The 14,743-nt window shown below is 72.3% G+C and carries 12 protein-coding genes; 7 read left to right on the forward strand and 5 right to left on the reverse strand.

The window, feature by feature from the left end; translation table 11 throughout:
- Window positions 1–105: 105 nt before the first annotated feature.
- On the reverse strand, window positions 106–369 hold the full coding sequence (locus ABZY33_RS27715; RefSeq protein ID WP_127831770.1) for a WhiB family transcriptional regulator: 264 nt from the start codon (window positions 367–369) through the stop codon (window positions 106–108).
- 658 nt (window positions 370–1,027) lie between these two features.
- On the opposite strand from ABZY33_RS27715, the gene ABZY33_RS27720 reads away from it, so the two are divergent.
- Genes ABZY33_RS27720 through ABZY33_RS27730 form a run of 3 tightly spaced genes read left to right on the forward strand, consistent with a single transcriptional unit; the run spans window position 1,028 to window position 3,858 of the window.
- Window positions 1,028–1,522, forward strand: coding sequence for a cysteine dioxygenase family protein (locus ABZY33_RS27720; RefSeq protein ID WP_356494407.1), 495 nt, complete (start codon window positions 1,028–1,030; stop codon window positions 1,520–1,522).
- A gap of 57 nt (window positions 1,523–1,579) precedes the next feature.
- Window positions 1,580–2,551 carry a 2-phospho-L-lactate transferase gene (gene cofD, locus ABZY33_RS27725; RefSeq protein ID WP_356494408.1) on the forward strand — a complete coding sequence of 324 codons (972 nt, stop codon included), beginning with the start codon at window positions 1,580–1,582 and terminating at the stop codon, window positions 2,549–2,551.
- Window positions 2,548–3,858: a coenzyme F420-0:L-glutamate ligase gene (locus ABZY33_RS27730; protein WP_356494409.1), complete on the forward strand. Its 1,311-nt coding sequence runs from the start codon at window positions 2,548–2,550 to the stop codon at window positions 3,856–3,858. The genes cofD and ABZY33_RS27730 overlap by 4 nt, the downstream gene beginning before the upstream one ends.
- A gap of 25 nt (window positions 3,859–3,883) precedes the next feature.
- Here the strand turns inward: ABZY33_RS27730 and ABZY33_RS27735 are convergent, their stop codons facing one another.
- From ABZY33_RS27735 to ABZY33_RS27745, 3 genes are all read right to left on the reverse strand, one after another.
- A complete protein-coding gene (locus ABZY33_RS27735; RefSeq protein WP_356494434.1) occupies window positions 3,884–4,837 on the reverse strand; it encodes a DNA-3-methyladenine glycosylase 2 family protein in 954 nt (317 codons plus the stop codon).
- Window positions 4,838–5,095: 258 nt separating this feature from the next.
- A complete protein-coding gene (locus ABZY33_RS27740; protein ID WP_356494410.1) occupies window positions 5,096–6,178 on the reverse strand; it encodes an NDP-sugar synthase in 1,083 nt (360 codons plus the stop codon).
- An 89-nt stretch (window positions 6,179–6,267) separates the two neighbouring features.
- Window positions 6,268–7,569, reverse strand: a complete 1,302-nt coding sequence (locus ABZY33_RS27745; protein WP_356494411.1) for a peptidoglycan recognition protein — start codon at window positions 7,567–7,569, stop codon at window positions 6,268–6,270.
- A gap of 97 nt (window positions 7,570–7,666) precedes the next feature.
- Here ABZY33_RS27745 and ABZY33_RS27750 point away from each other — a divergent pair, with 97 nt between their 5' ends.
- The 4 genes from ABZY33_RS27750 to ABZY33_RS27765 all read left to right on the forward strand — a co-directional run bounded on the left by ABZY33_RS27750 (window position 7,667) and on the right by ABZY33_RS27765 (window position 13,529).
- Window positions 7,667–8,416 carry a TIGR03089 family protein gene (locus ABZY33_RS27750; protein WP_356494412.1) on the forward strand — a complete coding sequence of 250 codons (750 nt, stop codon included), beginning with the start codon at window positions 7,667–7,669 and terminating at the stop codon, window positions 8,414–8,416.
- 105 nt (window positions 8,417–8,521) lie between these two features.
- Window positions 8,522–9,841 carry an LCP family protein gene (locus ABZY33_RS27755; RefSeq protein ID WP_356494413.1) on the forward strand — a complete coding sequence of 440 codons (1,320 nt, stop codon included), beginning with the start codon at window positions 8,522–8,524 and terminating at the stop codon, window positions 9,839–9,841.
- 260 nt (window positions 9,842–10,101) lie between these two features.
- The gene (locus ABZY33_RS27760) at window positions 10,102–11,787 is read left to right on the forward strand and encodes an LCP family protein (protein WP_356494414.1); all 1,686 of its coding nucleotides are present in this window, start codon (window positions 10,102–10,104) and stop codon (window positions 11,785–11,787) included.
- An 83-nt stretch (window positions 11,788–11,870) separates the two neighbouring features.
- Window positions 11,871–13,529 carry an LCP family protein gene (locus ABZY33_RS27765; RefSeq protein ID WP_356494415.1) on the forward strand — a complete coding sequence of 553 codons (1,659 nt, stop codon included), beginning with the start codon at window positions 11,871–11,873 and terminating at the stop codon, window positions 13,527–13,529.
- 63 nt (window positions 13,530–13,592) lie between these two features.
- Here the strand turns inward: ABZY33_RS27765 and ABZY33_RS27770 are convergent, their stop codons facing one another.
- Window positions 13,593–14,639: a glycosyltransferase family 2 protein gene (locus tag ABZY33_RS27770; protein ID WP_356494416.1), complete on the reverse strand. Its 1,047-nt coding sequence runs from the start codon at window positions 14,637–14,639 to the stop codon at window positions 13,593–13,595.
- Between the last annotated feature and the right edge of the window lie 104 nt (window positions 14,640–14,743).

Raw genomic sequence — 14,743 nt, forward strand, 5'->3', positions numbered from 1 at the left:
GGTGGCGTCTCGGACGGGGCCCCACACTAACGGCTGGCAACAACAGCGGCCCGCCGCCTGTGGACAACCCACGGGCGACGGGCCGGTGCACCGCTCGCTCCAGGACTAGACGGCGGCCTTCTTGAGCCGCCGGCGCTCGCGCTCGGAGAGGCCGCCCCAGATACCGAACCGCTCGTCGTTGGCGAGTGCGTACTCAAGGCATTCGGAGCGGACCTCGCATGCCAGGCAGACCTTCTTGGCCTCCCTGGTGGAGCCGCCCTTCTCGGGGAAGAAGGACTCGGGGTCGGTCTGGGCGCACAGCGCCCGCTCCTGCCAGCCGAGTTCCTCTTCCGCGTCCTCGACCAGCAGATCCTGAAACGACTCGGTCATAGTGCGCCCCTCGTCTGTCCGTGCGTTCCCCGTGATGTTGCCGCTACCGATTTCGGCTGAACGACACGAGTGAAATTACAAGTGTGCCGATCCGGGGCAGTCAAGCCGAGATCTGCTATTGGGCCCCTTATTCACTCTGCGGAACCAAGGCTATGCGGAAAGTGTTCAAATCGGCAAAAACCGTGACACTTGCCAGCGGCCCTTGTGGATGCCCTACTCCTGGTGGACCACTGCATGAGAGGACGCCGCGGAGTTCGATCTCGTTCCGGAGCGCTCGCAGAAGCGAACCGGATCACACGTGGATCACGGGATCACAACGGCGTTCGCACGCCGGGTTGATGCGCCACATGTCCCGGTCAGGGGGTGCACAAACCTTTCGCCTGACCGAGATACCGGATGAGGTGAAACATGTCCCACATACCGGGCGGCAAGTTGACAGCGCACGCATGAACCGGTGTGCTGGTGGGCATGCTCGCGAACTTGACACGGACCACGACCCGCACCGCCGGGTCCGTCTCCGTCGCGCGCGCGCACTGTTGCTGTTCCAGCTGTTGAGTCGTTGAGCCACCGCGCTCCGACCGCGCTCTCTCCTCCCTTGTACGGCTCCGCGCCCCGGTAGGGGCACCCCCGCACTCCCCTCTGAGGAATCTCCCCACCCATGAACAGCGACAGCGACCTCCAGATCGCCGGCGACCTCCTCGAAGTACCGCACCTGCTCCAGCCCGCGCGCGAACACCCCCGGACCGTGGCGGAGTTCGCCGGGCTCGCGCGCTCCCTCGCCGCCGACCGTGCCCAGTGGGCGCACCTCGTCGAGTACGACGCGACCTCCCGCTGGTACCACCGGCTGCGCACCGGCCCCGGCTACGAGGTCTGGCTGCTGTCCTGGGTGCCCGGGCAGGGCAGCGGGCTGCACGACCACGGGCGCTCGTCCGGTGTCCTGACGCTCCTGGAGGGCGAACTGACGGAGCGTACGCACAAGGGCGCGCGGACCCTCGTCGCGGGCGCGCAGCGCGTCTTCGCCGCCGGGTACGTCCACGAGGTCGTCAACGACACGCTGGAGCCCGCCGTGAGCCTGCACATCTACTACCCCGGCCTCACCGCGATGCCGTTCCACTCCCCCGCCTGCTCCACCGAGCATCGCGCCGCCGTCTGACCGGGCGGCGCCGGGACCGGCTGCCGTGTTGTCGTACCTGCCTGCGATGCTGGGGCCATGCGCATTGTGGTTCTGGCAGGCGGCATCGGTGGTGCCCGGTTCCTTCGCGGTCTCAAGCAGGCGGCGCCGGACGACGCGGTCATCACGGTCATCGGCAACACCGGCGACGACATCCACCTCTTCGGCCTGAAGGTCTGTCCCGACCTCGACACGGTGATGTACACGCTGGGCGGCGGCATCGACGAGGAGCAGGGCTGGGGACGTACGGACGAGAGCTTCCACGTCAAGGAGGAGCTCGCGGCGTACGGGGTCGGGCCCGGGTGGTTCGGGCTCGGTGACCGGGACTTCGCGACCCACATCGTCCGGACGCAGATGCTGGCGGCCGGCTACCCCCTCAGCGCGGTCACCGCGGCGCTGTGCGAGCGGTGGCAGCCCGGGGTGCGGCTCATCCCGATGTCGGACGACCGCGTCGAGACGCACGTCGCGGTGGACGTGGACGGCGAGCGCAAGGCCGTGCACTTCCAGGAGTACTGGGTGAAGATGCGGGCCTCCGTGGCGGCGCAGGCCGTCGTCCCGGTCGGTGCCGAGCAGGCGAAGCCCGCGCCCGGCGTCCTGGAGGCCATCGCGGAGGCGGACGTGATCCTCTTCCCGCCGTCGAACCCCGTCGTCAGCATCGGCACGATCCTCGCCGTGCCCGGCATCCGGGAGGCCATCGCGGACGCGGGCGTGCCCGTCGTCGGGCTCTCGCCGATCGTCGGCGACGCGCCGGTGCGGGGCATGGCCGACAAGGTGCTGGCCGCGGTGGGCGTGGAGGCGAGCGCCGCCGCCGTCGCCGAGCACTACGGCTCCGGACTGCTCGACGGCTGGCTCGTGGACACCGTGGACGCCGGCTCCCTGGAGCGCGTCGAGTCGGCCGGGATCCGGTGCCGGGCCGTGCCGCTGCTGATGACGGACCCCGAGGAGGGCACCGCCGCGGCCGCGATGGCGCGTGAGGCGCTGCGGCTCGCGGAGGAGGTGCGGATCGCGTGAGCACCGCCGCCGCCCCCGCCTTCCGCGCCTGGGCCGTCCCCGGCATCCCCGAGGTCCGGCCGGGCGACGACCTCGCCAAGCTGATCGTCGCCGCCGAGCCGGCGCTCGCCGACGGGGACGTCCTGCTGGTCACCTCGAAGATCGTCAGCAAGGCCGAGGGACGGATCGTGCGGGCCGACGACCGGGAAGCGGCGATCGACGCCGAGACCGTGCGCGTCGTCGCCCGGCGCGGCCCCCTGCGGATCGTGGAGAACAAGCTGGGCCTCGTGATGGCGGCGGCCGGCGTCGACGCCTCCAACACCGCGGCCGGGACCGTGCTGTTGCTGCCCGAGGACCCCGACGCCTCCGCCGCCGCGATCCGCGAGGGGGTGCGCGCCGCGCTGGGTGTCGAGGTCGGCGTCGTCGTCACCGACACCTTCGGCCGGCCCTGGCGCAACGGCCTGACCGACGTCGCCATCGGCGCCGCGGGCGTGCGCGTCCTCGACGATCTGCGCGGCGGCGTCGACGCGCACGGCAATCCGCTGAGCGCCACCGTGGTGGCGACCGCCGACGAACTGGCCGCCGCCGGGGACCTCGTGAAGGGCAAGGCCGGCGGACTGCCGGTCGCCGTGGTGCGCGGACTCAGCGGCATGGTGGGGTCCGAACAGAGCGGCTCGGCGCGGGAGTTGGTGCGCGTCGCGCGCGACGACATGTTCCGGCTCGGGACCTCGGAGGCCGTACGGGAGGCGGTGACGCAGCGGCGTACCGTACGGGCCTTCACCGACGAGCCCGTCGACCCGGGTGCCGTGCGCCGGGCCGTCGCCCAGGCCGTCACCGCGCCCGCGCCGCACCACACGACGCCGTGGCGGTTCGTGCTGCTGGAGTCCGGTCAGGCGCGGGTGCGGCTGCTGGACGCGATGCGGGACGCGTGGATCGCGGATCTGCGGCGCGACGGCAAGAGCGAGGAGTCGATCGCCAAGCGGGTGCGGCGCGGGGACGTGCTGCGCAACGCGCCGTACCTCGTCGTGCCCTGTCTGGTGATGGACGGGTCGCACCGTTACGGGGACGCGCGGCGGGACGCCGCGGAGCGCGAGATGTTCGTCGTGGCCGCCGGGGCCGGGGTGCAGAACTTCCTGGTCGCGCTGGCCGGGGAGCGGCTCGGGTCGGCCTGGGTCTCCTCGACCATGTTCTGCCGCGAGGTCGTGCGGGAGGTGCTGGAGCTGCCCGCGGGGTGGGACCCGATGGGGGCGATCGCCGTAGGGCACGCGGCGGCGGCGCCGGCCGAGCGGGCGGAGCGGGTGGTCTCGGAGTTCGTGGAGGTGCGGTGAGCCACCCCGTGCGGGGCGGGCGGCGTCACCACTGGGCGATGTCCACCCGGCGCATCTTGGGCTGCCTGCGGGCCGGGGCCGCGCCGCTCAGCAGGATCAGGCGGGCCGCCCGGTGTCGCTGGCCCGCGTAGGGCGCCAGGAGTTCCAGCATCTCCTCGTCCGTCGCGTCCCGGTTGCCCGCCAGCGCGTGGCCGACCGTGTGGGGCAGGTGCAGGTCGCCCGTGGTGACCTCGTCGGGGGCGCCGTTCGTGCGCTGGATCGTCTCGGCGGAGGTCCAGGGGCCGATGCCCGCGACCAGTTCCAGGCGGGCGCGGGCCGCGGGCGGCTCCATCCGCGCCGCCTCCTCCATCCGCGGGGCCACCCGCGCCGCGCGGATGATCGTCGACGCGCGCTTGTTGTCGACGCCGGCCCGGTGCCACTCCCAGGACGGGATCAGTGTCCACGCGCGGGCGTCGGGCATGACGCGCATCCGCAGGTCCTGGCCGCCGGCCGGGCCGGGGGCCGGTTCGCCGTGCCGGTGCAGGAGCAGACGCCAGGCGCGGTACGCCTCGTCCGTGGTGATCTTCTGCTCCAGGATCGACGGGATCAGGTTCTCCAGGACCAGGCCCGTGCGGGTCAGCCGCAGGCCCACGCGGCGGCGGGCCGACTCGGCGAGCAGGCGGTGGCGCGGCGCGAACAGGGACGGGTCGTCGGCCTCGCCGAGCAGCGCGGGGAGGTGGTCCAGGAACCAGTCGGCCCCCGGGCCCCACGCCTGTGCCCGCACCGTGCCGCTCCGCTCCGTCAGCCGCAGCGTGGCCGGGCCCTGCGGGGTGCGGCTCGCGCGCCATACAGCGCCGTCGGGTGTGGTGCGGAAAGTCGGGTCGGCGGGGCCCCTGCGCAGCGGGGCGAGGGTCAGGCCCAGGTGGAGGGGGGCCGGGGGGGTGTAGGTGCGGGTGGCTGGCGGGCCGGCCTCGTCCTGCGGGCGGGCAGGGGAGGGTATGTACGCGGTGCCGCCGGAGGCGGAGTACCTACGTGTGGGGTATCGGCGGCCTGCCACGAGGGCCCTTCGGGGTGGAGCGGGTATGCCCTACGAGGGTAGGGGGTTTCTTGTGTGTCCGGGGTTCTGGGGTTCGGGCGGGCCGGTGCGGCCGAGGTGGCTGGAGGGGGGGCCGGGTTGACGCTCGGGTCGCGGGGCTCCGCCCCGGGCCCCGCTCCTCAAGCGCCGGAGGGGCTGGATCTGCCGGATCCGCCAGGTTGGCTACTGGTCCGAGGAGAAGCGGACCGCCGCTCGTGGGATCTTCGCCTCGCACCAGATCCTGACGCCCGTCTGCAACTCGTTGTCCGGGCCCACATGCGCCCCGTCACCGATCACCGCTCCGCTCAGGACCGAGCGCGCCCCGATCCGGGCGCCGCGGCCGATCAGGGAGTCCGTGACCAGCGCGCCCGCCTCGACGACCGCGCCGTCCAGGACCGTGGAGCCGACGACGCGGGCGCCCTCGCCGATCCGCGCGCCCGCGCCGACCACCGTGCCGCCGGTCAGCTTGGCGTCCGGCGCCACCGTCGCCGTGTCCAGCACCAGGCTGTCGCCGCAGCGGCCGGGGACCGCCGGGGACGGGGCGCGTCCCAGGACCAGGTCGGCCGAGCCGCGCACGAACGCGGCCGGGGTGCCGAGGTCCAGCCAGTACGTGGAGTCGACCATGCCCTGGAGGTGGGCGCCGGCCGCCAGCAGGCCGGGGAACGTCTCGCGCTCCACCGAGACGGGGCGGCCCGCCGGGATCGTGTCGATGACCGAGCGGCGGAACACGTACGCGCCCGCGTTGATCTGGTCCGTGACGATCTCCTCGGGCGTCTGGGGCTTCTCCAGGAACGCCGTCACCCGGCCCGTCCCGTCCGTGGGGACCAGGCCGTACGCGCGCGGGTCCTCGACACGCGAGAGGTGCAGCGAGACATCGGCGCCCGTGGACTCGTGCTCGTGCACCAGCGCCTGGATGTCGAGGCCGGTCAGGATGTCGCCGTTGAAGATCAGCACCGGTTCGTCGGGGCCCGAGCGCAGCCGCGGGGCCACGTTGCGGATCGCGCCGCCGGTGCCGAGGGGCTCCACCTCGGTGACGTACTCCAGGTGCAGGCCGAGGCGGGAGCCGTCGCCGAAGTACGGCTCGAAGACCTCCGCCAGGTAGGACGTGGCCAGGACGATGTGGTCGACGCCCGCCGCCTTGGCGCGGGCCAGTTGGTGCGTGAGGAACGGGACGCCCGCCGCCGGGACCATCGGTTTCGGGGTGTTGACCGTGAGCGGGCGCAGTCTGGTGCCCTTGCCGCCGACCAGGAGGATCGCTTCTGTCACCTGTCGTCTCTGCTTCCTGCTGGGGCCGGCCGAACTTTCTTTCGGCCGGCCAGTGTATGCAGACTGTGTGCGGCCCCGGCCGGCCGGCGTCAGCGGCCCTGGAGGCGGGCGGAGCCGGCACGGGCCGTGCCGAGTTCGTCGTAGAGACGGCGTCCCGGGCATTCGGTGGCGAATCCGTCCCGGTGGCCGGAGATCACGTGCAGCCGCACGTTCTTCCCCTTGGGGTAGAGATTGCCGCCGCCCGACTTGAGCGTGGTCGTCCCGCTCGGGTTCGCCCCGGTCAGGCCGAGCTTCCAGGCGGTGAGCCGCGCGAGCGCGTCGACCACCGCGGCGGGCGGGCTCGTACTGCTGTACGAGCCGAGGACCGCGATGCCCGTGCTGTTGGTGTTGAAGCCGAGGGTGTGCGCGCCCATGACCGGCTTCGTGACGCCTCCGGCGCGGCCCTCGTAGATCGTGCCGCACTTGTCCACGAGGAAGTTGTAGCCGATGTCGCGCCAGCCGCTGCTCTTGACGTGGTAGCGGTAGATGCCACGGATGACCGAAGCGGCCTGGGCGCAGCGGTAGTTGTTGCCGGTCGCGCTGTGGTGCACGAAGGCCGCCTTCACCGTCTTCGTGTAGCCGAGCTTGTGCTCGCGCAGCTTCTCGTCCGCGCCCCAGCCCTTACGGGTGACGATGCGCGGCCGGGGGCCCACGTACGGGCGGGCCTGGGCCGCGCTCGTGTCGCCGCCGGCGGCCGCGATCAGCTCGTCCTCCGTCGCCTGCTTGGACAGTTCGGGGATGACCGTGCCTGCCGGGGGGTTGCCGCGCGGTGCGTCCGCGGGGGCGCCCTCCGGGCCGGGGTCCTCGTCCGTGCCCGGGTCGACGAGTTCCAGGCGCAGACCGCTCGGGAGCGGGGGCGCGGCCGCGCGGGTGGGTGCGGGCGGCTCGCCGCTCACCCGCACCTCCACGCCGTCGGAGTCGCCGACCCAGAGCGGGGCGGTCGCGCCGCGGACGTGGGAGGCGGTGCGCTCGGACGTGTCCAGGTCGGGCGCGTCGTCGTTGTGCGTCTCCACGTCCTGCCAACCGGACCAGGCGGCCGTCGCCGTCGTGCGGGTGCGGACCTGTACCCGGCCGTGGAGTTCGGCGTTCGGATCGTCCCAGACGACACCCACCAGGGAGAACGGACGGACGTCGCGCCGCGCGAGCCCCTGTTCCTCCGGCCGGTCCGCGGCTCGGGTGGCGCCGAGTCTCGCCAGGGCCAGTGACTGGGTGCTGCCCGCGAGCGCGTCCCGCGCCGGGGCCGGTGCGGCGTGCGAGGCGGCGGGCAGGGTCAGCGGGAGGGCCAGGGCCGCCGCGCAGGTGACACCGATCGAGGAAGCAATTAATCCACGCATGCCCATAATCCTGGGCATACAGGGGTGGTTCCGGCTATCGGGGAGTGTCATACGGGTGCCCGCGGCGGGCCCGCCCGTTCCTCGCCGCGGCGGATCCTGCGCGTAGGGTGGCCGGGTGACTTCCGTGCATCCCGCCGCCCTTCTGCACAGCGCCCTCGCCGCCGATCCGGGCCGGCCGTTCATCACGTTCTACGACGACGCCACCGGGGAGCGCGTGGAGCTGTCCGTGGCCACGTTCTCGAACTGGGTCTCCAAGACGGCCAACCTGTTGCAGGGCGAGCTGAACGCGGAGCCCGGCGACCGGGTCGCCCTGCTGCTGCCCGCGCACTGGCAGACCGCCGTCTGGCTGCTCGCCTGCTGGTCGGCCGGGGTCGTCGCGCAGGTGGGCGGGGACCCGGCGGGGGCCGATCTCGTCGTCAGCGGCCCCGACGGCCTGGACGCCGCCCGGCGCTGCTCCGGCGAGCGGGTCGCGCTCGCGCTGCGGCCGCTGGGCGGGCGCTTCCCGCAGCCGCCCGAGGGGTTCATGGACTACGCCGTGGAAGTCCCCTCGCAGGGCGACCGGTTCGCGCCCTTCTCCCCGGTCGACCCCGGTGCGCCCGCGCTCGTGGTCGCGGAGAGCGAGCGCAGCGGCGCCGAGGTCGTGGCGGACGCCACCGCCGACGCGCCGGGGCTCGGCCTGACCGGCGAGAGCGCGCGCATCCTGTCCGGCCTCGGCTACGACACCTGGCAGGGGCTGTGCGCCGGGCTCCTCGCGCCCCTGACCAGTGGCGGATCCGTCGTGCTCTGCCGCAATCTCGGCCTGCTCGACGACATCGCCCTGGCCAAGCGCGTCGAGAGCGAGCGGGTCACCACCGTCGTCCGGTAGTCCGTTCGGCCCAGCTCTCCCGGCCCGGGGACGCGGCGGGGTCCATGGTCGTAGAGGCGCCTGTGCACGCAGGCGTGACTGCTACGTCGCCATGAGGGGGCTCACGTGACCGACCCCGCCGAAGCCCTGCCCCCGCAGCGCGACAGCGGGGCGCCGCACGGCCCCGCCGGCTCGACGCCCACCGGCGCCGGGCGCACCCGGCGGCGCAGGAGGTGGCTGCGGTACGCGGCGATCGCCTCGGCGCTGCTGGTGCTCGTGGCGGGCGGCACGGGCTGGATGGCGTACAAGAAGCTCAACGGGAACATCACCGAGGACTCGGACGCCGCCGCCGAACTCGCCCGCTACGAGAAGGAACGGCCCAGCGTCCTCGTCCACGGGGCGCAGAACCTGCTGCTCATCGGCTCCGACTCGCGGGCGGGTGCCAATCGCGAGTACGGGCACAACGACGGTACCCAGCGCTCGGACACCACGATCCTGCTGCACGTCGCCGCCGACCGGCGCAGCGCCACCGCCGTCTCCTTCCCGCGCGACCTGATGGTCGACGTGCCCGCGTGCCGGCGCCCCGGCGGATCGCGTACCGACCCGATGTTCGCCATGTTCAACTACGCGTTCGAGGTGGGCGGTTCGGCCTGCACCATCCGGACCGTCGAGAAGGTGACGGGCGTGCGGGTCGACCACCACATGGTCGTCGACTTCCAGGGGTTCAAGGCCATGGTGAACGCCGTCGACGGGGTCGAGGTCTGTCTGGACCGGCGGATCGTCGACGCCGACGCGCATCTGCGCCTCGGCCCGGGCCGGCACGTCCTCGACGGCGAACAGGCCCTCGGCTATGTGCGCGCCCGCAAGAGCCTCGGCAACGGCAGCGACACCGACCGGATGGACCGTCAGCAGCGCTTCCTCGGCGCACTCGTCAGCAAGGTGCAGAGCGACGGCGTGCTGCTGAACCCGGCGAAGCTCTACCCCGTGCTCGACGCCGCCACCTCCTCGCTGACCACCGACCCGGACCTCGCGAGCCTGCGCGGGCTCTACGACCTTGTGCGCGGGATGCGCGGCATCCCGGCGGACCGCATCCAGTTCCTGACGGTGCCGCGGCGGTCGTACGTCTACGACGCCAACCGCGACCAGCTCGTCCAGCCCGCCGCCGACCGGCTCTTCACCCGGCTGCGCACCGACGCGCCGGTCGTCGTCGCGAAGAAGGCACCCGCGGAGGCGGAGGCCGAGGGCGAGGGCACGTACGAGGGGGACGGGTACGACAGGAGCGGGAACGAGGGGAGTGGGAACGAGGAGAGCGGGGCGGGCGACGGCAAGCACCGCGGCCCTGTCCCCTCCTTCCCCGCCTCGCCCTCCCCCTCGCCCAGCTCTTCCAGCCCCTCCCCCGCGCCCACTTTCCGCGGCAACACCGCCCGCCAGGACGACTGCCGGTGAGGCGCCTGGACCGTCCCAGGTAAAGCAAAAGTCATCAGTGGGCACATAGGTTCAAAGAAATGAACCGGAATGACCGGTTGTAGGAGAGTGGAATTTGTCACCGCCGTCGCTCGACGCTGAACTGGGCGGATAGTGTGAGCGATCCGGTGCACCCGGCCATGCCGTCTGGCGTAGTCGCGCACTGCTTACCGACTGACCGGGCGCCCTGCTTTTGAGGGGGGCGAGGCGCCGCGTGGCCCCGACGGAGGATGCAGACAACCGTGGACGCGCAAGGCCGTGGGCGGGCTGACGACATCGATCCCGCAGACCAGTGGGTACTCAACCCTCAGACTGGTGATTACGAACTGCGACTGACCCCTTCCGCTGGGCAGTCGAAAGTGCCGGGACCGCGTCGCACCGGGCCCCGTGGCACCCGGCGGGAGGAGCCGCGGGACGTGCCCGCGCAACGCAGGCGCCGCGCGCCGCAGGCGCCCCCTCCCGCGGCGAACCGCCGTCGCTCGAAGGCGAAGAAGAAGTCGACGGTGAAGAAGGTCCTGTTGTGGACCTCCGGCGGCGCGGCGTTCGTGGTCCTCGTCGCCGCGGGCGGCGGCTACCTCTACTACCGCCACCTCGACGGCAACATCACCGCGCAGGACGTGGTCGGCGCCAAGAACGGCTTCAGCAAGGACGAGGCGTTCAACCTCCTGGTCATCGGCACCGACAAGCGCACCGGCAAGGGCAACGAGGGCTACGGCGACAAGGGCAGCGTCGGTCACGCGGACACGAACGTGCTGCTGCACGTCTCCAAAGACCGGACGAACGCCACCGCGCTGAGCATCCCGCGCGACCTGATCGTGGATGTGCCGCAGTGCCAGGCCAAGGACGCCGAGAGCGGGGAGCTCAAGACGATCCCGGGCACCCCGGACGTCCGCTTCAACACCAGCCTGGGGCAGAGCGACCGGGACGCCGGCTGCACGATGGCCACCGTCAAGGCGGTCACCGGCATCACCGTCGACCACTTCATGATGGCGGACTTCAACGCGGTGAAGACACTGTCGAGCGCGGTCGGCGGCGTGGAGGTGTGTGTCGCCAAACCCGTCGACGACCCGGACTCCCACCTGAAGCTGCCCGCGGGCAAGAGCGTCGTCAAGGGTGAGGACGCGCTCGCCTTCCTGCGCACCCGGCACAGCTTCGGCAACCAGGGCGACCTGGACCGCATCAAGGTGCAGCAGCAGTTCCTCGGCTCCCTCGCGCGGAAGATGAGTTCGAGCGACACCCTCACCAGCCCCGGGAAGCTGACGAGTCTCGCCGAGGCCGCGACCAAGGCGCTCACCGTCGACAAGGGCATCGGAAGTCTGAGCAAGCTCAAGGACATCGCCCTCGAGATCAAGAAGGTCCCGCCGAAGAACCTGACGTTCCTCACCGTGCCGGTCCGCGACAACCCGGCCGACGGCGTCGTGCACAAGACAGTCATCGTCGACGAGGGGACCGCGCCGCAGGTCTTCGACGCCATCAAGAACGACGTGTCGCTGACCGAGACGAAGAAGAAACAGAAGGCCGCAGAGGACGCCAAGCTCAAGGGCCCGAAGTCCGCGGCGGGCGACGTCCGCGTCGACCTCTACAACGGCAGCGGCAAGACGGGCGCCGCGCAGTCGACGCTGACCTGGCTGCAGAACAGCGAGGGCGTCACCAAGTCCAGCCAGATGGGCAACAAGCCGTCCCAGGCCAGGACGACGCTGGAGTACTCGCCCGACCAGGCCGACCAGGCCCGCCGGCTCGCCGACATCATGGGCCTGTCCGGATCGGCGCTCAAGGAGGGCAAGAGCGAGACGAACGACCAGGGGCTGCCGGCACTGGTCCTCATCCTCGGCAAGGACTTCAAGGGCGCGGGGACGCCCGTCAGCGGCGGCACGGCGAAGGTGGACGCGGACAAGACGACCGCGGACAAGACTGTTTGCGCCAAGTGACCAACCTAGGCCGCCCTTTGACTGTCTAACCAGAGACAGCGGGGCGGCCGAGTCATGGCCAGGGCGGGAGGGTGGGGCAGGACATGGGGCGAAGCAGTGTGCGCGGACAACGACCGCCGGCAGAGGCGAGGCAGGCATCGCCGGTGCGCGCCGCGGAGCGGGGCCCGGACGGGAACCGGCCCGAACCGGCCCCGGCCGGTGGCGGCGCGGGCCCCCGGGACCGCGGGCCCCGGGGCCGGCGGCGGGCGGGCGCCCGGCCGAGGCGGCGCCGGGGCCGGATACTGCGCTGGACCTCGGGCGTTCTCGCGGTCCTCGTGCTCGGCACGGCCGGCGCCGGCTACCTCTACTACCGCCATCTGAACGGCAACATCAAGACGGCCAAGCTCAATCTGGGCGAGCACAAGGTCGCCGGGCCCACGCCGAACGCGGCAGGACAGACCCCGCTGAACATCCTGCTGATCGGCTCCGACGCCCGGGACAGCAAGGAGAACCAGAAGCTGGGCGGCGCCAAGGAGACCTTCGGCGGCACCCCGCTCGCCGACGTGCAGATGCTGGTGCACCTGTCCGCGGACCGGTCGAACATGTCCGTGGTCAGCATGCCCCGCGACACCCTGCTGCCGCTGCCCAAGTGCACCGACCCGAAGACCGGCAAGGAGTACGCGGCGACGGTCGGCCGGCGGATGACCAACGAGTCGCTGGGCCGCGGCGGTCCGGGCTGCACGGTCGCCACCTGGGAGCAGCTCACCGGTATCCACATCGACCACTTCATGATGGTCGACTTCTCCGGGGTGGTGTCGATGGCCGACGCCATCGGCGGCGTACCGGTCTGCGTCGACGCGAACATCCACTCCAAGGACCGCGAGGGCCACGGCTCAGGGCTGAAGCTCAGGAAGGGCACCCACTCGATCAAGGGGGTGCAGGCCCTGCAGTGGCTGCGGACGCGCTACGGCTTCGAGGACGGCAGCGACATCGCCCGCGCCAAGGCGCAGCACATGTACATGAACTCGATGGTGCGTCAGCTGCGGAAGAACGCCACGCTCTCCAACCCGGGCAAGCTGCGCACCCTCGCCGAGAAGGCGACCGAGGCACTCCATGTCGACGACGGCCTGGACACCGTCAAGAAGTTGTACGACCTGAGCAACGAGCTGAAGAAGCCCGATCCGAGCCGCATCACGATGACGACGATGCCGTTCGTCTACGTCGGCGCCCGCGTCGCCCCCAAAGAAGGCGAGGCCGAGCAGTTGTTCCGGCTGGTCCGCGACGACATCGCGCTGGACGGCAAGGACAAGAAGAAACCGGCTGAGGAGCGGGTCTCCGGCGAACCGGCGGCGGCGGACGACAAGATCGCCGTGCAGGTGCGCAACGGAACCCGGACGGCGACGACGCCCGCCGCCCCCGGCCGCGCTTCGGTGCTGGCGCAGTTCCTGATCGGCAAGGGGTTCACGCAGGCCACGGCGGACCAGGGGCGGTCCATGGCCGAGGAGAAGACCGTGATCCGCTATCCGTCGGCCGATCTGGAGGGCGATGCCCAGCGGATCGCCACGTCCCTCGGCGTGCCCCTGAGTTCGGTGAAGCGCTCGACCGACGTGTCCGGGGTGACCCTGATCGTGGGGGCCGACTGGCGCACCGGGACCACCTACCCGAAGGCCACCACCAGTGACAAGGCGCCGAAGTCGGACCAGACGATCAACGGGGCCGACGACTCCACGTGCATGAAGGTGAACCCCGGCTTCACCTGGTAGCCGTCCCGCACCGGCATGCGGGTGGGGCGGCCCTCGGGCCGGCCTGCCCCCGCTGCCCGTACCTCAGCCGGTGGTCGCCTTCGCGCCGTGCACCGTGGCCCGCCGCGCGGCGATGACCTTGCGGGCCAGCGCCTTCGGGCTCGTCAGAAAGCCCCAGCCCCACGCCATGTGCATCGTGGCGAGGGCGACGGGGATCCGGGCGCGCGCCGCGAGCGGCAGGCCCCGGCCGGCCGGGACGGAGCCCGCGACGATCGCCGCCGCGTACCCGGCGGGCAGCACCAGCGCCCAGCGGGTGAGGGCCGCGCCGGCGACGAGGCCGCCCGCGACGGCGACGAGCGCGGCCGGCGGCGCGAGGTAGCGCGGGCTGAGGGAGCCGGCGTGGTAGCGGGCGACGACGTGGCGCCAGCGGCCGTAGTCCTTGTACTGCCTGGCCAGCGCCCGCACCGAGGAGCGCGGGCGGTAGGCGACCTTCAGCTCGGGTGAGAACCAGATCAGGCCCCCGGCGTCGCGGATGCGGAAGTTCAGCTCCCAGTCCTGGGCGCGGACGAACTCCTCGTTGTAACCGCCCTGCCGCTCCAGGGCCTCGCGCCGGAAGACGCCGAGGTAGACCGTGTCGGCGGCCTGCGCCGCGCCCCCGGTGTGGAAGACGGCGTTGCCCACCCCGATCTTCGAGGTCATCGCGGCGGCGACGGCCCGCTCCCAGTCGTCGGTGCCCTGGGCGTGCATGATGCCGCCCACGTTCATCGCGCCGGTCTCCTTCAGGAGGCGGACCGCGGTCGCGAGGTAGCCGGGCGAGAGCGCGGCGTGCCCGTCGACGCGGACCACGACCGGGTGGCGGGAGGCCCGGATCGCGGCGTTCAGCGCGGCGGGGGTGCGGCCCGTCGGGTTCGCCACGGTGCGCACGGCGGGGTTCTCCGCGGCCAGCCGCGCCGCGATCTCGTCCGTGCGGTCGGTGGACGGGCCGAGCGCGAGCACGACCTCCGTCTCGCCGCCGTACTCCTGCGCCAGGATCGCCTCGACGGCCTCCCGCAGATGCCGCTCCTCGTTCAGGACCGGCATGATCACGGAGACGGCGGGGAGCGGCGTACCAGGGGTGGCGGTGGCGTTCATCGCAGGTCACGTTACCGCCAACGGGGGACACCGGTGCGCGCCACCGGGCGCACTGCCGCGGTCGGGAGATCGTATCGGCCTACGGTGCTCGCGTCCCACGCCCG

The organism is Streptomyces sp. NPDC006552 (assembly GCF_040611655.1).
Classification (GTDB): Bacteria; Actinomycetota; Actinomycetes; order Streptomycetales; family Streptomycetaceae; genus Streptomyces.

Excerpts from the sequence above, each read along its gene's own strand:
- ABZY33_RS27715 (WP_127831770.1), bottom strand. The coding sequence starts at position 369 with ATGACCGAGTCGTTTCAGGATCTGCTGGTCGAGGACGCGGAAGAGGAA.
- ABZY33_RS27720 (WP_356494407.1), top strand. The coding sequence starts at position 1,028 with ATGAACAGCGACAGCGACCTCCAGATCGCCGGCGACCTCCTCGAAGTA.
- cofD (WP_356494408.1), top strand. The coding sequence starts at position 1,580 with ATGCGCATTGTGGTTCTGGCAGGCGGCATCGGTGGTGCCCGGTTCCTT.
- ABZY33_RS27745 (WP_356494411.1), bottom strand. The coding sequence starts at position 7,569 with ATGCCCAGGATTATGGGCATGCGTGGATTAATTGCTTCCTCGATCGGT.
- ABZY33_RS27765 (WP_356494415.1), top strand. The coding sequence starts at position 11,871 with ATGGGGCGAAGCAGTGTGCGCGGACAACGACCGCCGGCAGAGGCGAGG.
- ABZY33_RS27770 (WP_356494416.1), bottom strand. The coding sequence starts at position 14,639 with ATGAACGCCACCGCCACCCCTGGTACGCCGCTCCCCGCCGTCTCCGTG.